We start from the raw sequence: 20,701 nt of genomic DNA, 5'->3' as shown, positions 1-20,701 counted from the left end.
ACACCTCTTCTAGGGTGGTAGAATACCACCTTAAATGGTGTCCGGAATCATTAGACCACTTCACATCCGCCACAACGCAGCCCCACCGCACCCACCCCAAACCGGGGCTGTGCACACCCCAACCGCTCCCGTACAATACCCGCCTTTACCGACAACCCCGGAGACCACCTCATGGCCCGCACCCAACAACTGCAGATCATGCTCGATCTGCAAGACGGCATGAACACCAAAGTCCATCCGGAATGGCGCTCCCAGGAATTTGAATTCTACCGGGCCATCTGGATCGAATGCGCCGAGCTGCTCGATCACTACGGCTGGAAATGGTGGAAAAAACAGACCCCGGATACCGAACAGGTCGCCCTGGAGCTGATCGACATCTGGCATTTCGGGCTCAGCATCCTGCTGCAGAACAGCGGCGACCTGGAGGCCTTGGCCGAAGCGGTGGATGAGCAGCTGGCAATAGAAACGGACGAACCCGACTTCCGTCTGGATCTGGAAGCCTTCGCCTGCGCCACGCTCACCGATCGGCAGTTCCACATCGACAAGTTCGGCCGCCTGATGGCGGGAGTGGACATGAGCTTTGACCAGCTCTACCGGGGCTATGTGGGCAAGAACGTGCTCAACTTCTTCCGCCAGGACCACGGCTACAAAGACGGCAGCTACCGCAAGCACTGGGGCGACGGCCGGGAAGACAACGTCCATCTGGTGGAGGTGGTGCAGAGCCTGGACGCCACTGTGCCCACCTTCAAAGAGGATCTCTACTCGGCCCTGCAGGTGCGCTACAACGGTTGAGCCGGTGGGCAAAGCCCACCCTACGTGGGGTGGAATCCTCCCTTTCACCCGTAGGGTGGGCTCCGCCCACCAATCCACCGCAGGTTGGGCTCCGCCCACCGGTCCCCTGTAGGGTGGGCTCCGCCCACCAAAGCCCACCACACCAATAGAAATCCAACCCCAAGATCTATATCATACCGGCATCGAAATTGACCGCTGTCCCGGAGACAACACTCCCGATGACTTGTGAAACAACACACCTATTGAAAGGGATCTTAACCGCATGAAAGTGACTGTATTTGGCACCGGCTACGTCGGCCTGGTTCAGGGCGCCATCCTCTCCGAAGTCGGACATGAAGTGATCTGCGTCGATGTGGACGCCAACAAAGTCGAACGTCTCAAGAAAGGGGAGATCCCCATCTACGAGCCCGGCCTGGAGCCGATCGTGACCGAAAACTACGCCGCCGGGCGTCTGCGCTTCACCACCGATGCCGCCGAAGGCGTCAAGCACGGCGATGTGCAGTTCATCGCCGTGGGCACGCCGCCGGACGAAGACGGCTCGGCCGACCTCAAATACGTGCTGGCCGTGGCCCAGACCATTGCCGAGAACATGGAAAAGCGCCAGATCATCATCGACAAATCCACCGTTCCGGTGGGCACGGCGGACAAGGTCCGCGACCGGGTGGCGGAAACGCTGGAAAAGCGCGGTCGCACCGATCTGCAGTACGCCGTGGTCTCCAATCCCGAGTTCCTGAAAGAGGGCTCGGCGGTGGCCGACTGCATGAAGCCGGACCGCATCATCATCGGCACCGACGATGATTACGCTGAAGAAGTCATGCGCGAACTGTACGCGCCCTTCAATCGCAATCACGACAAAGTGATGATCATGGACGTGCGCAGCGCCGAGCTGACCAAATACGCGGCCAACTGCATGCTCGCCACCAAGATCAGCTTCATCAACGAAATCGCCAACCTGGCCGAATTGCTGGGCGCCGACATTGAAGCCGTGCGCCAGGGCATCGGCAGCGACCCGCGCATCGGCTACCAGTTCATCTACCCAGGTGTGGGCTACGGCGGCTCCTGCTTCCCGAAGGATGTGCAGGCCCTGATCCGTACCTCGGATCAGATCGGGTTTGATGCCAAGGTGCTCAAGGCGGTGGAAGATCGCAACCACCAGCAGAAAACCACGCTGTTCGGTAAAATCCGGAAGCACTACGGTGGCGATCTCAGCGGCAAGACCTTTGCGCTCTGGGGCCTGTCTTTCAAGCCCAACACCGACGACATGCGCGAAGCGCCCGCACGGGTGCTGATGGAAGCCCTCTGGGAGGCCGGCGCCAAGGTGCAGGCCTACGACCCGGAAGCGATGGAAGAGACCCAACGCATCTACGGCAACCGCGATGACCTGAGCCTGTGCGGCACCAAAGAAAGCACCTTGAAAGGCGCCGCGGCACTGGTTATTGTGACTGAGTGGCAGGCCTTCCGGGCGCCGGACTTTGACCTGATCAAACAGCAGCTGGCCGAGCCCCTGGTCTTCGACGGCCGCAACCTGTTTGAACCCAAGCGCATGACGAAAAAGGGCTTCACCTACTATTCGGTTGGCCGGCAGACGCAATAGACCCCGAGGAGCTGGTGGGCGGAGCCCACCCTACGGGCCACTAATTTCGTAGGGTGGGCTTCGCCCACCGGAACCCGCAGGGCAGACCCCGCCACCCCGTAGGGTGGGCTCCGCCCACCGATTTGGAAGCCGGGCTCCGCCCACCAACCCAGGCGTAGGGTGGGCTCCGCCCACCACCGACACACCAACAGGATTGAGCCAACGCACTATGAGTAACGCCACCGGCTCACAAATCACCGCCCCCGAACAGGCCCAGTGGTACCTGGTGCAGTGCAAACCCCGGGAAACCTTCCGGGCCGAACAGCACCTGGCCAATCAGGGGTTTGACTGCTTCCACCCGACCCATCCGGTCAAACGCAAGCGCCGGGACAAAATCGTCTGGGTCACCGAACCGCTGTTCCCGCACTACCTGTTTATCCGCCTGGATTACGCCAGCAACTGGGGCGTGATCCGCTCCACGCGCGGTGTGGTGAAGATCGTCAAATTTGAAGGTCGGCCCCGGCCGGTGTCAGAAGAGATCGTGTACGGACTCGAACAGCACTGCGCCATCCTGCACGGCGCCGAGCCCGAGCCGCTGTTCCGGCCGGGCGAGAAAGTGATGATCACCGAGGGGTGTTTCCGCGAGCTGGAAGCCATCGTGCAGACCACCAAGGGCGACGAGCGGGTGGTGTTGTTGTTGAACCTGTTGAACCAGCCGCAGAGCATTGAGTTGCCGTTGAGCGCCATTAGCACCCGGTAAGGGGATTCCACGGCAGGTGGCGTAGGGCGGATAAGCGTCAAGCGCATCCGCCGTTACCCCGTGGCCGAATCCCCCATCCGGCGCATCCGCCGTTACCCCGTGGCCGAATCCCCCATCCGGCGCATCCGCCGTTACCCCGGGGCCGAATCGCATCCGCCACAACCCAATGCATCCGCCGCAACCTATCTACCTTCAAATTCGCTGACGACACGAACTTTCTACGCTAAATACCCCCGATCCTCCATAAACGCGACAATCTTCTCCGCCGCATCATCGGCCGTCATCTCCGTGGTGTTCAACACACACTCCGGATCCACCGGTGGCTCGTACGGGGAATCGATCCCGGTAAAGTTCTTCAACTCACCTTTGCGTGCCTTGCGGTACAGACCCTTCACATCCCGCTGTTCGGCGACTTCCAGCGGCGTATCCACATACACCTCCACAAACTCATTGGGCTCCAGAAGGTTACGGGCCATGTCTCGCTCGGAACGGAAGGGCGAGATGAACGCAGAAATCACAATCAGACCAGCGTCCACCATCAGCTTGGCCACCTCGGCAATCCGGCGAATATTCTCCACCCGGTCGGCGTCGGTAAAGCCCAGGTCCTTGTTCAGACCGTGGCGGACGTTGTCGCCGTCAAGCAGGTAGGTGTGGTGCCCGCGCGCGTACAACTTCTTCTCCACCAGATTGGCAATGGTGGATTTGCCCGCGCCGGAGAGACCGGTCAGCCACAGAACACAGGGCTTCTGGTTTTTCAGCTGCTGGCGCGCCTGCTTGTTCACATCCACGTGCTGCACCGTAATGTTCTGACTGCGACGCAGTGAGAAGTGAATCATGCCTGCGCCCATGGTGCTGTAGCTGAGCTTGTCGATCAGAATGAAGCCGCCGGTATCGTGGTTTTCGGTATAGGCGTCAAAGGCGATGTCCTGATCCAGGCTGATGGTGCACACGCCAATGCCATTGAGCGGAAGCTTCTTGGCGGCGGTGTGCTCCAGGGTGTTCACATTCACCTGATATTTGATATCGGTAATGGTGGCCGACACGGTCTTGGCCCCGATCTTCATCAGATAGGTGCGACCCGGTAACATGGAGTCATCGTTCATCCAGACAATGGACACTTCAAACTGGCTGGCCACCGAGGGTGGGGCGCTCGCCTGGGCGATCAGGTCACCGCGGGAAATATCGATTTCATCGGTCAGGGTCAGAGTGACGGACTGACCGGCCACCGCTTCTTCGAGATCACCGTCGTAGGTATAAATGCGCTCGACATGACTTTCCCGGCCGGAGGGCAGGGCGCGGATCTTGTCGCCCGGGCGGACCACGCCGCTGGCGAGCTGGCCGGAGAAGCCGCGAAAGTCCAGGTTCGGCCGGTTGACCCACTGCACCGCCATGCGGAAGGGCGATTCCTGCATGAGTTCATCGTCCACTTCCACCGTTTCCAGGTAACCCATCAGCGTGGTGCCGTGGTACCAGGGCATGCGCTCGCTCGGGGCAATGATGTTGTCGCCCTTCAATGCAGACATGGGAATGAAGGTAATGTTCTCCAGGCCAATCTGCTGGGCGAAGTCTTTGTATTCTTCCACAATGCGGTCGAACACCTTCTCAGAGTATTCCATCAGGTCCATTTTGTTGATGGCCACCACCACATGGCGAATACCGATCAACGCCGCCAGGTAACTGTGGCGTTTGGTCTGCGTCAGAATGCCCCGACGTGCGTCCACCATCAGAATGGCGGCGTCGGCCGTGGAGGCGCCGGTCACCATATTGCGGGTGTACTGCTCGTGCCCGGGCGTGTCGGCCACAATGAATTTGCGCCGGTCGGTGGAGAAGTAGCGGTAGGCCACATCGATGGTGATGCCCTGTTCGCGCTCGGCGGCCAGGCCGTCCACCAGCAGGGCAAAGTCCATCTCCTCGCCCTGGGTGCCCCATTTCTGCGAGTCCGCTTCCACTGCGGCCAGCTGGTCTTCAAACAGCATTTTGGATTCAAACAACAGCCGTCCGATCAGGGTGCTCTTGCCGTCGTCCACGCTGCCGCAAGTGATAAAACGCAACAGGCTCTTGTGCTCGTGCTGCTCCAGATATTCGTTAATGTCGTCCGCGATCAATTCCGATTGATGGCTCATAAGTGGCCCCGTTTCAATTGTCGATAAATTCTTTGTGGCGATAATGGTGTCGCTTGATGGTGGGCGGAGCCCACCCTACGTCGGCTTCGTAAGGTGGATTTCGCCCACCAATTCACCCGTAGGGTGGGCTCCGCCCACCAAAAAAATCCGATAACCCTAAAAATACCCTTCCTGCTTCTTCTTCTCCATCGAAGCCGAAGAATCATGGTCAATCATCCGTCCCTGACGCTCGGACGTCTTGGTCAACAACATCTCCTGGATGATCTCCGGCAGGGTATCCGCATCGGACTCCACCGCACCGGTCAACGGATAACATCCCAGGGTACGGAAGCGCACCTTCTTCATCATCGGCACTTCGCCCGGGTTCAGCGGCATGCGCTCGTCATCCACCATGATCAAGGTACCGTCGCGCTCCACCACCGGGCGTTCGGCGGCGTAATACAGGGGCACAATCGGAATCTGCTCCAGATGGATGTACTGCCAGATATCCAGCTCGGTCCAATTGGAGAGCGGGAACACCCGGATGGATTCTTTCTGATGCTTGCGGGCGTTATACAGCTTCCAGATCTCCGGCCGCTGGTTTTTCGGGTCCCACCGGTGCTGCGCGGTGCGGAACGAAAAGATGCGCTCTTTGGCACGGGACTTTTCCTCATCGCGGCGCGCGCCACCAAAGGCCGCATCAAAACCGTATTTATCCAGCGCCTGTTTCAGCGCCTCGGTCTTCATGATGTCGGTGTGAATCGCCGAGCCGTGGGTGAAGGGGTTGATGCCCTGGGCCCGACCTTCCTCATTCGTATGCACCAGCAGCTTCATGCCGGTTTCTTTCGCCATACGCGCACGGAACTTGTACATCTCCTGGAATTTCCAGGTGGTGTCCACATGCAGGAGCGGGAAGGGCGGTACGGAGGGGGAGAACGCCTTGAGTGCCAGGTGCAGCATCACCGCGCTGTCTTTGCCGATGGAGTAGAGCATCACCGGGTTTTCGGTCTCGGCGACCACTTCGCGCATAATCTGAATGCTTTCGGCTTCCAGCCGTTGCAAGTGTGTGAGTGTCATGGGATTCCTCGACGTTGTGATTCCAGAAGCCCGGGCCGGTTGGGTCGCCGGGGTTTGATGAGAAGCGTGATGGTAAGCAGGGCGGGGTGTGCCACCCGTGGTTACCAGAACCAGCGGATGTTCCCCGGTCAACCAGGGCCGCAATACTTCGTGTTTATCCACCGCCGGGCTGTTGAACAGCAACACAGCGGGCCCGTCCAGTTCTTTAGCCAGGCGGCCGAGAAAGTCGGCAATATCCGTCGCCTTTGCCTGCCCCGGCACGCTCAACCACAATAACTGGCCGCGACCGTCGCGGGCGTAAATCATGGTGCCCTGAGGCCGAGCGCCGGCGGCGGGGGAGGTGCCTACAGCGGAGGAAGTGCCTACAGCGGGTAAAGCGTCCAGGGCTGACAGAGACATCATCCCGCCGGACAGCAGCCTCGGGCGCTTGAGCCGCTCCAGCGTCGCCGGCTCCGCTTCCCGGGCGCGGGCAAACTGTGCTTCCAGCACCTCCCGGGCGGGCGGCTCCGGCGGCACAAAGCCCCAGCTCTCCGCATAGCGGGCCACACTTCGGCTCGTCACGACCACGCCCTGATCCTTGAGCCAGGTCTCGAGCGCCGCCAGCGACCAGAGCCGATGCCCCGGCACCAGCGTTTCCGGCCGGGCCAGCAGGCGGGAGGCCAGGGCGTCAACATGAGTGCTCTTGGCCACCCCGCGCGGCCGTGTGGCCACCGCCGCCCAGCCGCCTTCCACAAAGCGTTTGTAGGCACTGCTGATGGTAGGGCGGGTCAGGCCGGTAATCTCGCCAATCTCCTTGAGCGTCTTTTTCTCCAACCGCAACCGAACCGCCTCCTTACGAAGCTCGTTCAACCGCTCGGCCGACACTTTCTTCCCGCTCATAATCCTCGCCCAACTCGGCACCAAAACCGCAGATTACCCCACACATCGGCGAATGTAAAACATTTCCTGTCCAGGTCATTGCTCCCCAAAAAGGGGACGGAGGGATTTTATTTTGATCAACAAAAAAGGGGACGGAGGGATTTTATTTTGATCAAATTGTTCAAATTTTAATCCCTCCGTCCCCTTTTTGGGGGCTTGCCAGTCATTTCAGGCTTGCTCTATGGTCAATTTCCTACAAAACATCCCGCGATTTGCCACTATTGCGGAACGGTCAAATCCAAGAGAATACTCATCACAGGGACGCGAAAGGACGCAAGCCCGGCCAGGACAGGCTAATGGAACCCCAAGCGGCAAGATGCCACCAGGACGAGCAATGGCAGGTAGCCACAGGAGTTGCTCAGTGGGAAGGGAGCCCGGCAAGATGCCAGGCATCGGCTCTCATCGGACGAGTGCGCCACTATCAAGGGCCAGCCTGCGGGCTGGCCCTTTTCTATGTGCACGTTCAAATTCTGATTTTCCCTTCGCTCGATACTCGTTGCTGCCCGCAAAATGGGTGGCTACAATGAGAGCAATGTGTAATCTTCCCTTGGGCGAAAGAGCTGGTATATGCGCTTAACTGATCAAGATCGAGTGACTGTAAAACGGCTCGTCGAGGAATTGTTTGGTTCTGAGGCGAGCGTCGTCGTGTTCGGTTCTCGGGTTGACGATGCTGCCCGGGGAGGTGATCTGGACTTGCTAATAACCACCAGTAAAGAAGTACCCCATCCGGCAGTTTCCGCCGCTAAGCTGTCCAGTCGGGTAAGTCGCGCGATGAATGGGCGTGAGGTGGACGTATTGATTAAGTCTCCCTCCTTAAAAACACTGCCCGTTCACCGGGTAGCACTGCAAACCGGGCAAAGGATTTAAAACTGAGGATGTCAGACTCAACAGAAAGGCTGTCTTTCCTGGCGCAAGTTATCCAAAAGGAGTCAGATCACTTATTGTTTACCGCCAATCGTCTGTTCAAGGATTCGGAAGTGACTGAGGCTAGAGTTCGGGAGTGGACACAAGACGCGGATATGGCAGAGCGACTGGATGCTTTTGTCGCCCGCTATAGCCGACTCCAGGACACTCTGGGAGACAAGCTGATTCCTCAGCTTTTGCTATATTTGGGAGAAGATCTCGGGCCTGCCGTAGATAATTTGGACAAAGCGGAGCGTTTTGGCTGGATCCCGTCGACAGATGATTGGTTTACCCACCGAAAACTGCGAAATCAGATGATTCACGATTATATCGATGATCCGAGAATCCTGGCGGATGCGCTGGAAGCCGGCCGTCTCTGGGTAAAACCCATGGTTGAAGTGGCTGCCAAACTTATCGAAGAGATAGAGAAGAGGACCGGCAATTAGACGCCTCACAATAAAAGGGGGCAGGGGCGGGTAAAAACTGAGCAAATTGATCAAAATAAAATCCCTCCGTCCCCTTTTTGGGGGCTTGCCAGTCATTTCAGGCTTGCTCTATGGTCAATTTCCTACAAAACATCCCGCGATTTGCCACTATTGCGGAACGGTCAAATCCAAGAGAATACTCATCACAGGGACGCGAAAGGACGCAAGCCCGGCCAGGACAGGCTAATGGAACCCCAAACGGCAAGATGCCACCAGGACGAGCAATGGCAGGTAGCCACAGGAAGCGCTCATTGGGAAGGGAGCCCGGCAAGAGGCCAGGCATCGGCTCTCATCGGACGAGTGCGCCACTATCAAGGGCCAGCCCACGGGCTGGCCCTTGTCTTATAATATTCTGTTTCTTGCCCTCTGCCCCCAAAGGCGCTAATCTCTAACTAGCCCCAAGCGTCAGTCAACCAACTGAAATCCCCCGCTTACAAAAAAGGGCTCAATAGCTAAAAAGCTAATATAAATTACTATAAGTGAGAGAAGTAGATGAAAAACAGCAACCTATTGAGCGTGCTGCTCTTGAGCGGCATGCTGGCGGCCTGTGGCGGCAGCAATAACGGCGGCTCCCAGTCCTCCAGTGAGTCTTCGTCCTCCGACCAATCCTCTTCCAGCGAGTCTTCGTCTTCCAGCGAGTCCTCATCCAATAGCAGTGAGCCGACGCAATCCGCCGGGTTTGAATGCCCGGAAACCGGGCTGTACTTCTGCGACGACTTTGCCGATGGCACCACGGACCAGTGGGAGATCCTGTCTGATCCGAACAATCCCGAGGGTGAGCCGAACGGCACCTTCGATGTGGTCAATGACAACGGCAACAACGTGCTTCGCTTTACCGCTGACAGCCAGGGTGGCGAACTGGCCTTTATTGACCCGTCAGCGCTGGATATCCCATCGGCCGACTATTACGTTGAAGCACGTATTCGTCCCCGGGAGAACAGCACCACCGGTAACAAATTCCTGTTCCTCATGGCACGCTATCAAAGCGAGGGCAACTGGTACGCCGGTGGCCTGAACGTGCAGAACAACCTCGACAGCACCAAGGTGGAAATTGCCAAATCTGTGGACGGCTCCATCAGCCGGCCGGTACAGACCGGTCGGGAAATCATTCAGGGACCGCGAGACACATTGGAGGGTGGCCAGTGGTACACCGTGCGCTTCGAGCTGATTGGCGAAACCCTGACCGTTTACTTCAATGGCGAGAAGATTGGCGACGCAACCGACAGCGACTACACATCCATTGGCAGAATCGGTCTGTTCACCGCTAACAAGTCCTTTGAAATCGACGACGTCGTGATCGGTGACCCGGCCAACAAGCCGGTGCAGTTGACCATCGATCCGTCCAGCCCCGAGTGGACTGCCGAGGCGGAAACCGATGACTATGTGGTCAACGTCACGGCTGTTCAGAGCAATGGCGAGGACGATACCTTTACCGTCGAGTCGAGCGACCCGAGTGTCGTCGGTGTGAACGTGGATGGCAATCAGGTCAATCTGAGCCCCCTGGCCGAAGGCTCGGCCGACATCACCTTTACCAGCGGTTCCGACGAAACACTGGAGCGCACCATCAGTGCCACCATCACACCGGCCTTCACTCAACCGGTGGCCACTTACAACCTGACGGACCGCACTGTTCCCGCGGTTGGCGGGGTGGATATCCTGAGCGATACCCGGCTGAAGTTGACCTTCGATGAAACGCCCACGTTGGGGGATGCCGGATCCATTCGTCTCTACAAAGCCGGTGACGACAGCGTGGCGGACAACGTCAGTGTCGCCGGGGAAGTCGACAGCCTGCCGGCTGCGGACCGCTCGCGCACGCTCAACACCGAACAAGTTTGGGTGGAAGGCAATACGCTGGTCGTGGCTCCACACTTCGGCGTGCTTGAGGCGGGTACCGAGTACTATGTGGCCATCGCCGATGGCGCCGTCGAGGGCACGCTGGATAGTGAATCCTTCGAAGGCCTGGGCCAGAATGCCGGCTGGACCTTTACCACCTCAGCGACAGTGCCGACTGGTAACGACGTCACTGTGGCCGAAACCGGCGCGGCGGATTTCCGCACACTGCAGGGTGCGCTGACCCACGTGATGCTTAACGTCAGCAAAGACGAAGCGGCAACCATCAACCTTGCCAACGGCACCTACCGCGAGCCCCTGTACCTGCGGAACAAGAACAACCTGACCATCAGGGGCGAGAGCCGCGATGGCGCGGTGATTCAATACCGCAACAACAACGGCATGAACCCCGGCACCAGCGAGCGCACATTGTTCCTGGTCGAGTCCGCCGACATGCTGGTATTGGAAGACCTCACGATTGAGAACACCACGCTGATAGGCGAGGGCGGTCAGGCCGAGACCATCTACTTCAACAGCCCGCACCGGCTCATTGCCAAAAACGCCGCCTTCATCAGCGAGCAGGACACCCTGCTGCTCAAGGGCTACGCCTGGTTCTACCAATCACTGGTCGCCGGTAACGTTGATTTCATCTGGGGAAGCAACAACGTCTCCCTGTTTGAAGAAAGCGAGATCCGCACCGTCGGTCGCTCCAGCGGCTCTGGTGGCTATATCCTCCAGGCCCGGACCGTCAGCGCCGAAGACAAGGGCTTTGTGTTTCTCAACAGTGAGCTGACCCGCGGCGCAGGCCCCACCGGCAACAGCGTGCCCGACAACTCCCAGGCCCTGGCCCGCAGCGGTGGCAGTGAGAGTTACTTCGATAACGTTGTGTTTGTGAACACCAAAATGGGACGGCACATCACCAACGCCGGCTGGCACACCAGCCCCACACCGAACCCGGCTGAGCCGACCGCGACCAGCGGCTGGCGCGAATACAACAGCCAGGACCTTTCGGGCAACCCGATCGACACCAGCAGCTGGGTCAGCTATGAGCTGAGCGAAGGCGAATACAACGCCGAGTTCTCCACGCGCGCCCAGATCTTCTCCGCCTTCAACAGCGGCGCCGGCTGGAACCCCGAGCCCTAAGAAAAAGGGGACGGAGGGATTTTAATTTGATCAATTTGGTCAAAATTAAATCCCTCCGTCCCCTTTTTCACCCTTTTTCACCACCCCAAATTTGATCAACCAAGAGAAAATATCATGCAACTACTAAAGCTAGCCCTGACGTTGGCTGTCACCAGTTCGCTGGCAGCCTGTGGCGGCTCATCGTCCGGCGGCGACGACAACCAAAGCAGCTCTTCATGCAGTAGCGACTCCTCATCGAGCAGCTCCTCAAGCTCGTCCGACTCCAATGTGACCCAGTGCGACATGCTCAATACCGTGGAAGGCTTTGCCTCCATGGAAGCGGGCACCACCGGCGGCGCCGATGTGGGGGAGGGCAACTACGTGGTCGGAGTCAGCAACGGCAACGAACTGCGCGATGTCGTATACGGTTCAGCATCGGAGCCTTACCAGGACAAGCCGCTGACGATTTATATCGACGACCTCATCACCTGGGAAAACTCCGGCAACAGTGATATCCGCATTGAACGCTCCGATGTGTCCATCATCGGTCGCGGTGAAAATGCCGGCTTTGAAGGCGTCGGGATCGAAGTGAAAGCCCTGGCGTCCGGTGTGCGCAACATCATCATCCGCAACCTGGAAATGCGCTACGTGCCGCAGTCTCATGGATCCGGCGACATCATCAGCCTGGACGGCCGGGACGGCCCCATCCGCAACGTCTGGATTGATCACAACGAACTGTACAACAGCCTCGAAGCGCCCGAGTCAGCAGGCTGCACCGGCGAAGAGTGCCACAAGGATTACCATGACGAGCTGGTCAGCGGCCGCGGCGATGTGGGCCATGTCACCATCTCCTACAACTACCTGCACGACAGCTGGAAGACCTCCCTCTGGGGCTCCTCCGATGGCGACGAAGCCAATCGCACCGTGACCTTTCAAAGCAACTACTGGGAAAACGTCAACTCGCGCCTGCCTCTGTATCGCTACGGCGAACTGCACGTATTCAACAACTACTACACCGAAGTGGCCAGCAGCGGCATCAACGTCCGCCAGACCGCCGACGCGCGCATTGATGGCAACGTCTTTGAAAACGTGACCCGCCCCATCGTGTCGCTCTACAGCGATGAGCTGGGGCACTGGGAAGTGGAAGACAACATCTTCATCAACATCGACGACAACGGCACCTGCTTCAGCAGCTCACCACCCTGTGAAGGCGCCTACGACGAATCCACAGGTCAGTACACACCGCCCTACGACTACGACCACATCCTGATGCCCGCCTCCGAGGTCAAGGACTACGTGATCGAAGCCGCCGGCGTCAACAAACTGGGCGAATGCCTCTCCACCCCCGCCCGCGAGGACGACGACAACTACAGCAGCTAGCTCTAAAAAAGCGAACGGTGGGCGAAGCCCACCCTAAAAAAAGGGGACGGAGGGATTTAAAATTGATCAAATTGGTCAAAATTAAATCCCTCCGTCCCCTTTTTCGCGTCCCCTTTTTCGTTCGTCCCAATTTTCGTTAGAATCCGTAGGGTGGGCTCCGCCCACCACACCACCACCAAGGACTCAACAAACCAACGGAGGGAACCATGCCCGACAACACCTATCCGCAATTCCAGCACCACGGCGGCGCGAGCGGCGTGACCGGCAGCTGCCATCGCTATATCGCCAGCCCCCGGCACTCGCTACTGGTCGACTGCGGCCTGTTTCAGGGCCAGGACGCTGACCATCTGGACAACCTGGAACAACACACCATCGATTTTGACCTGAGCACCGTCATCGCGCTGCTGGTCACCCATGTCCACATTGATCATATCGGTCGGTTGCCGTACCTGCTGGCGGCCGGCTTCATGGGGCCGATCATCTGCTCCGAGCCCTCGGCCAAACTCCTGCCGCTGGTGATCGAAGACGCCCTGAAAATCGGCTTTACCCGAGATCGACGCCTGATCGAGCAGTTTCTGCAGACCGTGGACAAACAGCTCGTCCCGCTGCCATACCGCCAGTGGCACACCCTGCTCGATACTGACCAGCAGCGCCTCCGCGTCAGGCTGCAAAGGGCAGGGCACATCCTCGGTTCCGCCTATATCGAAGTCGACCTGAAAGACAAAACCGGCGGCGAGAGTCACCGAACCGTCTTCTCCGGTGATCTGGGTGCGCCCTACGCGCCACTGCTGCCGGCGCCAAAATCGCCCTACAGGGCCGACACCCTGATCATCGAAAGCACCTACGGCAACCGCACCCACGAAAGCCGAAAAGACCGGCGCTTCAAACTTAAAAACGCCATTGAACACGCACTGGAAAACGAAGGCACCGTGATCATCCCGGCATTCAGCGTCGGACGAACCCAGGAATTGCTGTACGAACTGGAAGGGCTGATTTACAGCGGGGGCAAGCGCTGGCAGGACATGGAAATCATCGTCGACTCGCCTCTGGCCGCCAAATTCACCCAGGTCTACCGCGAACTCAAACCCTATTGGGACGCCGAAGCTCAGAAGCGGCTGAAGTCAGGCCGCCACCCGCTGAGTTTTGAGAACCTCTACACCGTCAACAGCCACGACGAACACATGCAGACGGTCGACTACCTCACCAAAACCGGCCGCCCGGCCATTGTTCTGGCCGCCAGCGGGATGGCGGCCGGGGGAAGGGTGGTCAACTACCTCAAAGCCATGCTCGGCGACGCGCGCCACCAGGTGCTGTTCGTCGGCTACCAGGCCCAGGGCACCCCGGGCCGCGCCATCCAGCACTACGGCCCCACCGGCGGCTGGGCCGAACTCGATGGCGAGCGCTACACCATCCGCGCCGGCGTGACCACCATCGGCGGTTACTCCGCCCACGCCGACCAGAAAGACCTGATCAACTTCGTCAAACGCATGCGCCAGTGGCCCAGTGACATTCGCTTGGTGCACGGGGATTGGGATGCGCGGCAAGCGCTGAAAGCACAGTATGAGACACTGGGTAACCAACGGCAGCATCACTTCAATGTCCTGTTGCCAGAAAACACCCAGTCGTCGAGTGTGTTTCAAAAGGCTTCCCGTTGAAAAACGTTTTGGGTAGTATAAAACGCCAAAGAACCGTCTCTGGATGAAGTGAGGGCAGATGCCTGTCAGGTGAACGGATAAACCGGAACAATAAGCGCCCGGGCAGAGCGGGCTGAAACAATGGACGCGCTATGGAAAAGTCGGTTCTCATTCTGCTATTCAGTGTCTGGCTGGTCTTGACCGGTTGTGGCGGAGGCGGAGGCGGCGACGACGCGGATGCCAATCCGTCGCCATCCCCCGAGCCTGAAGAGCCGATACCGGACCCGGTGACACCCGAACCCGACCTGTCAGGCGAGCTCCCTGACGCCGTCCTGGCGCTGCCGGCGGTGCAGGAGTTTCGCCCCAACCAAGCCCTCCCCGAGTACCCGATGCCCCCTGAGGAGTACCCACGGATAGAGCACGAGGGCCTGTACGATCAGATCGTGGCAACGTTCTATGTCATGGAAGCCGTTTACGGAACCGGCTGGGATCTGGGCGTGCACCGGGCACCTCCGATCCTGACCGACAATCCTGAGAGCCCAGCGCGGTTTCGGTTCGACAACACGGAGTGTCAATCAGGCTCAGTGGAGGTCAATGAGGTTGAGCATCAAACCAGCCTCTACTTCGTCGCCACCTACCAGGACTGCCTGACCGACCAGGGCCTGAGTGTCCATGGCCAGACCTTTATCGAGCTGGCCTTCGATCAGTATGACAACCTGCTGTTCATCTACGTTACCTATCGGGACATGAACATCAGCGATTCAGCCCGCCACGTCATCTACGACGGCCAGGTCAACATCAACGGCCTGATGATGATCGCCTCGGACTTTTCAGTGTTCAACGCCAGGCGCAACCAGATCTACCATGCGCATGAGGTGATCATTAGGGACGGCGTGGCCGAGGGAACACTGGGCGTCCCCGGCCAGGGGCGCTTTGACTTCAGCGCTGGCAGCGTCGACCCCGGTGTGCTCATCAGCGACCGGGAGCACGGCACGAATGTGAATGCCATTTACCGGAAAGCCATCGACGAATTTGCCATCAACTACTTTGTCAGCGGGCTGGATTCCTCCCTGGAAGGCGACACCAGCGTGCCCCAGAGCATGCTCTACAACCGGCATACCCTGGGTAACACCGCGCCAGAATTATCGTTATCCGGTGAGCCGACTCTGGAAATCGATCAGACCGGCACGGTCGAAGCCCTGGCCAGCGACGCCGAGCACGACCTGTTGCTGTTCAATTGGGAGCTGCTGGACTACCCGGAGGAGTGCGAGCCCAGGCTGATCCGGGACAATTACCGGAGGGTGCGCTTCCGGCCCGACTGCCGGGGCAATTACACTCTCGGGCTGACGGTTCAAGACGCCCATACCAGCGTCTCACAGACCTTCGAATTTGACGTTCTGCCGCCCCATCCGGAACTGGCAAGTCATCAGATAAATGCGGGTGACTCGGGAGCACCGCTGCAGGCACAGGTGACGCTCCTTCGTCCCGAAACCGATGGCCCGTTCACCTACCAACTGACCGACGCTCCCGCCGGGCTTCAGATCGATGCCGACGGCCTCATCACCGGAACTCCGGAAAGACTGTTCCCGGGCGGTGGGATGGTGGCGGTGGGGGTTGAAGTCACCAATCGTCGATCGACGCGGGGCGAGGTGGAACTGAACATCAGTAGCGATGAACCGGTGCTCAGCGTTCGCAGCCATACGGCCTCGGCCGATCAGTGGCGCCGCACCTGGGGCGACATCAATGCCAATGGCGCACCCGACACCCTGGTCCGCTGGGGCAACACCTTCGCCATCATGGAAGTGTCCGGTACCGATCTGGTTTACCGGTACATTGAGACGCGGGAGTTTTCCCCGACCGGACTGCTGGATCTGGGGTTGGCCGATGCGGACAATAACGGCGAGAACGACATCGTACTGATCTATCAGGATCGTATTGTGGCTCTGGCCGTCAATACCCATGAAATAAAACGCGACCTGCCATTGCCCGACATCGACCTTGCCGGTCCGTTGATGGAAAGCGCCTTTCTGTTTCCGGGGTCAGACCCGAGTGTCACATTCGAGTACTCCTGGCAGTACGGCCTGGGCTGGATTCGTTATCACCTGCAGGATGGCAGCCAATACCCGGTCTCTGATCCGCACATCGACCCGGGCTACGAATACCACGATGTGGCGGGCGAGGGTGAACCCGGCATTTTCACGCCGAACTCCGTTATCCATCACGGTCCGGCGTTACGCTACGCGGATGGTCGCGAAGTGGCCTATCCCTCCGGCAATGTTCAGATGACCGACGTCGATGGGGATGGCCGGGCGGACCTGCTGGTTATCCAGGGCCTGGTCAGCGAAGCGGGGGAGATCGGTTTTACCCAACATGACGGTGAAACCGCCGAGCCGCTGGCCGACTACCGCGTCGCCTTGCATGAGGCGCTGCTCGACCAACACCTGCTGATGCCCACCTTCCTGCAGCTGGACGACCAACCCGAAGCCGAGATCGTCTTCCTCAGCGAAGGCCCCGAGGCGGCCCTTCACCTCTATACCCTGGAGGACAATAATACCTATCGTCACGCCAAAACCCTGGCCCTGCCTGAAAGCTATGCCGTGGATACCCGGTTCCTGCAGCTTGGCCAGAAGAGCGGGGCTTTTATCCTCAATCCCCTGAGCGGCGAGATGCTGGCTTTCTCCCTGACCTCGGAGGCCCGTCACATCACCAGCGACCTGGGCGACTACGCGCTATCGCCCTCGCACCGCACCGTTTTCCCGACCAGTGTGGATGACAGTGGCGGGATGGAATGGCTCTACAGTGAAGGCCCGGCGACCTACGTCCTCTCAATGGATGAGAACCACCAGGTGACCGAGCGTCGCCTGCTCGAGGACGTACCCGCCATCGACAGCGATGGTCTGGTTTCGCGCTTCAAACACAGCCTGCAACCCGAGGCTGACGAGGCTTTACTCTACGCCACCTCCGGGCGATCCAATGGCCTGGCGGTGATTGATCCCGCGACCGGAGTGGTGATGGCGCAGACCGACGATGTACCCGTGCGCCAATGGACCACGGGCGACCTGGATGAGGACGGTCTTAGCGAAGGCTACGGGGTTCATGGGGGTCGGCTCTACCGGTTGAACCCGGACTACAGTATCGAGATCCTGAGCCAGGTTGATCAATCACAGGACCTCTATACCCAGGCCCCGCTAGTCCTGGATTGGCCCGGTCAACCAACCCTGGCGGCGCTCAAGGAAATCCCGAACTCGGGCTACTACCCCGGCCAGCTTCGGCTGTACCAGCAGATTGATGGGCAGCTGGAGCCCGTCGCCAGCGTAGACTATGCTTTCGACAACCCGGGGCACCAGTTGGCCCAACAGGACATTACCGGGGATGGTGTGCCCGAGGTGATCGTCTGGCAAAGCGCGGTGACGTCCGGTTTTCAGGCCGTTATTTATGATCAGGAGCTCCAGAAGATCGCCTCAGTTGCCACCCGGGATGACCCCATGATCCTTCCCAGCAGTCAGGCCCGATCCGATTATCTGTTGGGCGTGGCCCGCTCGGTGGAGTTCAGCAAATCCTCCGGAACCCGTCTGGTCTGGGTCGACCCCGAGCCGGGGCGGGTGATCGAGAAATCGGAGTACATGGCCGGCGACCTGATACCCGATGGCTTCCACTGCCTGGGCGACAACCTGCAGACTTGCGCCAAAATCGTGATAACAGACGAGGGCATTTACACTATTCCGGAGTTCGCTCCGCCCCTTTTAAAGTAGGGTGGGCTCCGCCCACCGTCCTCTGATCAAAAAAATACCTTCCGTCCCCTTTTTTTCATGCCACGCGAAGCGGAGTGATGTTTTTCAGCTTTTCCGGGTGTTGCTGCACCTTCCATAAATCCAACGCGGCCTGCATATCCAGCCACGATTCAGGGCTGGTGCCCAACAGCTTACCCAGCCTGGCGGCCATCTCAGGAGAGCACGCACGCTTTTCGTTTAAAAGCTCATTAACGGTCAGTCGCCCAACACCTAATCGGCGAGCCAGCTCGCTTTGACTGATCTCCAGCGCCGGCAGCACATCCTCGCGTAAAACGGCTCCGGGGTGGGTTGGTCGCCTATTCGCGTCTCTCAGGCTCATTAGTGATAATCCTCAAGGTCCACATCAAAAGCATCCTCACCTTCAAAACGAAAGGTCAGGCGCCAATTGGCCGTTACCATCACTGAGAAATAACCTTCACGGTTTCCCTTCAGCGGATGAAAACGGTAGCCAGGCAAATCCATATCGTCCGGCTTTGTCGCAGCTTCCAACCTGTCGAGCAAACGAGTCAGTTTAGGCAACATTCGGGAATCCAGCCCCTTTGTCGAGCTCGAGCAGAAATAGCGCTCCAATGCCTTGTGCTTGAACGTTCTTATCAAAGCTATATCCTTATTGTATTGCCATGGAATACAGCTATCAATTGTTTTTGGAAAGGTCGGGGATGTCGGCTTATTGAATCTGTATGCATGAACAGTATTTCACGCCGATTGGCTTGTCAACGCTGTACAGCGCGCCAGCGCCACACACTACAACCTCACCAGCTGATCAAAAAAAATACCCTCCGTCCCCTTTTTTGGTAACTCTTTGTGGGGCAGGTAAGCTCAAGCGCCACATGCCGCAACATCAACCTGACACTGCGACCTCCGCTACGGCCGAAAAACCTCAACCTCTACATCATCGATAAACCGATAATGTTTATCGTTGGCGGTCGCCAGTGTTTCACCGAGGGTAATGGCCGTAGAGGCGATTAGCGCATCGGCCATCTGCAGGCTGTGGCTCAACGAAAAGGTTTCGACCAGGTACATGGCACGGGAGCTGATCGCTTCAGACACCGGCTCAATCCTGGCGTCCCAATAGTGAATGGCTTGATGCAGCGCCTTGAGCTCCGACTTATTGCGCAGGCCCTGAACCAGCTCCATATAAGTGACGGCTGAAAGCTGGAAGTAAGGGAGATCATCCAGAAAACGCTGTGCCCGCTCATTTCCGCGCAGATTCCAGATCAATACGTCCGTGTCAATCAGCATCATCAAAGCTCCTGGGGGTACGTAGCTGCCGTACCTGGTCCTCAACGCTCGTATCGTTATCTGAGTCGGCCCACAGTCCGAAAAGCGGATTTGCCCCGGTCGGTTTTCTGGGGGGCTCATCCAGAGGTACCAGCTTGGCTCGCTTCTTTCCCCGGTAGGAAATGATCACCTCTTCTCCGCGTGAAGTGGCGGCCATCAGCGATTTGGTGTGCAGACGAAGATCTTTGGTTGTCGCTTCCATAAGGGTCTCCTGTAAGTTTCACTTATAAGTGTAACTTTACGGAGCTCGGCTAGCAAGCATGGGTCGTCCGGCACACCCGGGTCGGGTATGGCATGTAAGCGCGAGCTCCACATGCCGCAAAAAACGTCACGCAACGGCGCCAACGCGCAATCTCAACGAGTCAAACCTCTCAAGAGCCTGCAGGCTCAAACACATCTTCCAATGTGTCAGCATCCAACACCCGATCACTCCAAGCCTCGATCTGCTCTACCGGGGCCGCCTCAATGCGTCGTGTGATCTCGTCATCCAGAGCGCCAAACCGCTTCGTCAGAAACCGAGTGATAATAGCAGCGGCCTCTTTCTTCCGCCCCTGCTCCAGGCCTTGCTCCAGGCCTTGCTCCAGGCCCTGCTCCAGGCCCTGCTCCAGGCCCATCCTCAACCCCTCCTGGCGGCCAGCCTCCAGCCCCTCCTTCTTCCACTGCTCGGTCCAATCATCCAGCTTTTCAGACAACATGGCGTCCACCTCATTCAAATTGTGAAGCTCCGGTATCGCTTCGTCTCTAAATCTTACTCTCAACAGCCGGTTTAGCCAAACCGCGACGGTACGCTGCAGCGGGCGTGTGTCCGGGCCGCTGAGCAGTGCCTTCAGCTGCTTGACCCGGTGGTGCATCTCGCCGGTATTCTGGCTGAATCCCAGCCCAATCACATGCCCCAACACGTTCTTCGGATAGGTCTCACTAAAGCGCTCTGGAATATCCCGCTCCTCCACCAGACAATAACTCAAATCCGGCACAAACCGTGCAAGGGCCGGGTGGGTCCGATGCACCAGCTCACCCATGTTCGTCGGGCCACTCCAGACCCCGGAACCGCTG

Annotated in this window: 16 protein-coding genes and 1 pseudogene; 9 read left to right on the top strand and 8 right to left on the bottom strand. The window is 58.6% G+C overall.

All coding sequences use genetic code 11. From position 1 onward, the window contains the following. Positions 1 to 171: 171 nt before the first annotated feature. The 3 genes from AAE484_RS17050 to rfaH all read left to right on the top strand — a co-directional run bounded on the left by AAE484_RS17050 (position 172) and on the right by rfaH (position 3,125). Entirely contained in the window at positions 172 to 792 is a 621-nt protein-coding gene (locus tag AAE484_RS17050) for a dUTP diphosphatase (RefSeq protein ID WP_341939640.1), read from the top strand. A 262-nt stretch (positions 793 to 1,054) separates the two neighbouring features. Further along, positions 1,055 to 2,386, top strand: a complete 1,332-nt coding sequence (locus AAE484_RS17045; RefSeq protein ID WP_341939639.1) for a UDP-glucose dehydrogenase family protein — start codon at positions 1,055 to 1,057, stop codon at positions 2,384 to 2,386. Positions 2,387 to 2,594: 208 nt separating this feature from the next. Beyond that, complete coding sequence (gene rfaH / locus AAE484_RS17040; RefSeq protein ID WP_341939638.1) at positions 2,595 to 3,125, top strand: transcription/translation regulatory transformer protein RfaH; 531 nt, start codon at positions 2,595 to 2,597, stop codon at positions 3,123 to 3,125. Between the two features lie 218 nt (positions 3,126 to 3,343). Here rfaH and cysN read toward each other — a convergent pair whose 3' ends face one another. The 3 genes and pseudogenes from cysN to AAE484_RS17025 all read right to left on the bottom strand — a co-directional run. Then, positions 3,344 to 5,248: a sulfate adenylyltransferase subunit CysN gene (gene cysN / locus AAE484_RS17035; protein WP_341939637.1), complete on the bottom strand. Its 1,905-nt coding sequence runs from the start codon at positions 5,246 to 5,248 to the stop codon at positions 3,344 to 3,346. 156 nt (positions 5,249 to 5,404) lie between these two features. After that, positions 5,405 to 6,610 carry a sulfate adenylyltransferase subunit CysD gene (gene cysD / locus AAE484_RS17030; protein WP_341939642.1) on the bottom strand — a complete coding sequence of 402 codons (1,206 nt, stop codon included), beginning with the start codon at positions 6,608 to 6,610 and terminating at the stop codon, positions 5,405 to 5,407. Between the two features lie 396 nt (positions 6,611 to 7,006). Beyond that, positions 7,007 to 7,183, bottom strand: a pseudogene (locus tag AAE484_RS17025) (helix-turn-helix domain-containing protein); the annotation flags it as partial. Between the two features lie 606 nt (positions 7,184 to 7,789). On the opposite strand from AAE484_RS17025, the gene AAE484_RS17020 reads away from it, so the two are divergent. The 6 genes from AAE484_RS17020 to AAE484_RS16995 all read left to right on the top strand — a co-directional run bounded on the left by AAE484_RS17020 (position 7,790) and on the right by AAE484_RS16995 (position 18,328). Then, a complete protein-coding gene (locus tag AAE484_RS17020; RefSeq protein ID WP_341939636.1) occupies positions 7,790 to 8,089 on the top strand; it encodes a nucleotidyltransferase domain-containing protein in 300 nt (99 codons plus the stop codon). 8 nt (positions 8,090 to 8,097) lie between these two features. Beyond that, positions 8,098 to 8,571 carry a hypothetical protein gene (locus AAE484_RS17015; protein WP_341939635.1) on the top strand — a complete coding sequence of 158 codons (474 nt, stop codon included), beginning with the start codon at positions 8,098 to 8,100 and terminating at the stop codon, positions 8,569 to 8,571. Between the two features lie 531 nt (positions 8,572 to 9,102). Next, positions 9,103 to 11,583 (top strand): pectinesterase family protein, encoded by a 2,481-nt coding sequence (locus AAE484_RS17010; RefSeq protein ID WP_341939634.1) that lies wholly within the window; start codon positions 9,103 to 9,105, stop codon positions 11,581 to 11,583. Positions 11,584 to 11,697: 114 nt separating this feature from the next. Beyond that, positions 11,698 to 12,942 carry a pectate lyase family protein gene (locus AAE484_RS17005; protein ID WP_341939633.1) on the top strand — a complete coding sequence of 415 codons (1,245 nt, stop codon included), beginning with the start codon at positions 11,698 to 11,700 and terminating at the stop codon, positions 12,940 to 12,942. A 206-nt stretch (positions 12,943 to 13,148) separates the two neighbouring features. After that, the gene (locus AAE484_RS17000) at positions 13,149 to 14,597 is read left to right on the top strand and encodes an MBL fold metallo-hydrolase (RefSeq protein ID WP_341939632.1); all 1,449 of its coding nucleotides are present in this window, start codon (positions 13,149 to 13,151) and stop codon (positions 14,595 to 14,597) included. Between the two features lie 131 nt (positions 14,598 to 14,728). Further along, the gene (locus AAE484_RS16995) at positions 14,729 to 18,328 is read left to right on the top strand and encodes a hypothetical protein (protein ID WP_341939631.1); all 3,600 of its coding nucleotides are present in this window, start codon (positions 14,729 to 14,731) and stop codon (positions 18,326 to 18,328) included. A 55-nt stretch (positions 18,329 to 18,383) separates the two neighbouring features. Here AAE484_RS16995 and AAE484_RS16990 read toward each other — a convergent pair whose 3' ends face one another. From AAE484_RS16990 to AAE484_RS16970, 5 genes are all read right to left on the bottom strand, one after another. Then, a complete protein-coding gene (locus AAE484_RS16990) occupies positions 18,384 to 18,686 on the bottom strand; it encodes a HigA family addiction module antitoxin (RefSeq protein ID WP_341939630.1) in 303 nt (100 codons plus the stop codon). Beyond that, positions 18,686 to 18,964 carry a type II toxin-antitoxin system RelE/ParE family toxin gene (locus AAE484_RS16985; protein ID WP_445928869.1) on the bottom strand — a complete coding sequence of 93 codons (279 nt, stop codon included), beginning with the start codon at positions 18,962 to 18,964 and terminating at the stop codon, positions 18,686 to 18,688. The genes AAE484_RS16990 and AAE484_RS16985 overlap by 1 nt, the downstream gene beginning before the upstream one ends. A gap of 267 nt (positions 18,965 to 19,231) precedes the next feature. Beyond that, complete coding sequence (locus AAE484_RS16980; RefSeq protein WP_341939629.1) at positions 19,232 to 19,612, bottom strand: type II toxin-antitoxin system VapC family toxin; 381 nt, start codon at positions 19,610 to 19,612, stop codon at positions 19,232 to 19,234. After that, a complete protein-coding gene (locus tag AAE484_RS16975) occupies positions 19,599 to 19,850 on the bottom strand; it encodes a type II toxin-antitoxin system Phd/YefM family antitoxin (RefSeq protein WP_341939628.1) in 252 nt (83 codons plus the stop codon). The genes AAE484_RS16980 and AAE484_RS16975 overlap by 14 nt, the downstream gene beginning before the upstream one ends. Positions 19,851 to 20,019: 169 nt before the next feature. Continuing rightward, positions 20,020 to 20,701, bottom strand: a 682-nt coding sequence (locus tag AAE484_RS16970) for a DUF4351 domain-containing protein (protein ID WP_341939627.1), incomplete at its 5' end; no start/stop codon positions are given.

Source organism: Marinimicrobium sp. C2-29 (assembly GCF_038419845.1).
Taxonomy (GTDB): Bacteria; Pseudomonadota; Gammaproteobacteria; order Pseudomonadales; family Cellvibrionaceae; genus Marinimicrobium.
Note: the sequence above shows the minus strand (reverse complement) of the source record. Positions and strands in the feature narration are given on the sequence as shown.

Bases quoted from the DNA above. Each gene is read 5' to 3' on its own strand.
- AAE484_RS17050 (WP_341939640.1), top strand. From the start codon at position 172: ATGGCCCGCACCCAACAACTGCAGATCATGCTCGATCTGCAAGACGGC.
- AAE484_RS17045 (WP_341939639.1), top strand. From the start codon at position 1,055: ATGAAAGTGACTGTATTTGGCACCGGCTACGTCGGCCTGGTTCAGGGC.
- rfaH (WP_341939638.1), top strand. From the start codon at position 2,595: ATGAGTAACGCCACCGGCTCACAAATCACCGCCCCCGAACAGGCCCAG.
- cysN (WP_341939637.1), bottom strand. From the start codon at position 5,248: ATGAGCCATCAATCGGAATTGATCGCGGACGACATTAACGAATATCTG.
- cysD (WP_341939642.1), bottom strand. From the start codon at position 6,610: ATGATTTACGCCCGCGACGGTCGCGGCCAGTTATTGTGGTTGAGCGTG.
- AAE484_RS17020 (WP_341939636.1), top strand. From the start codon at position 7,790: ATGCGCTTAACTGATCAAGATCGAGTGACTGTAAAACGGCTCGTCGAG.
- AAE484_RS17015 (WP_341939635.1), top strand. From the start codon at position 8,098: ATGTCAGACTCAACAGAAAGGCTGTCTTTCCTGGCGCAAGTTATCCAA.
- AAE484_RS17010 (WP_341939634.1), top strand. From the start codon at position 9,103: ATGAAAAACAGCAACCTATTGAGCGTGCTGCTCTTGAGCGGCATGCTG.
- AAE484_RS17005 (WP_341939633.1), top strand. From the start codon at position 11,698: ATGCAACTACTAAAGCTAGCCCTGACGTTGGCTGTCACCAGTTCGCTG.
- AAE484_RS17000 (WP_341939632.1), top strand. From the start codon at position 13,149: ATGCCCGACAACACCTATCCGCAATTCCAGCACCACGGCGGCGCGAGC.
- AAE484_RS16995 (WP_341939631.1), top strand. From the start codon at position 14,729: ATGGAAAAGTCGGTTCTCATTCTGCTATTCAGTGTCTGGCTGGTCTTG.
- AAE484_RS16990 (WP_341939630.1), bottom strand. From the start codon at position 18,686: ATGAGCCTGAGAGACGCGAATAGGCGACCAACCCACCCCGGAGCCGTT.
- AAE484_RS16980 (WP_341939629.1), bottom strand. From the start codon at position 19,612: ATGATGCTGATTGACACGGACGTATTGATCTGGAATCTGCGCGGAAAT.
- AAE484_RS16975 (WP_341939628.1), bottom strand. From the start codon at position 19,850: ATGGAAGCGACAACCAAAGATCTTCGTCTGCACACCAAATCGCTGATG.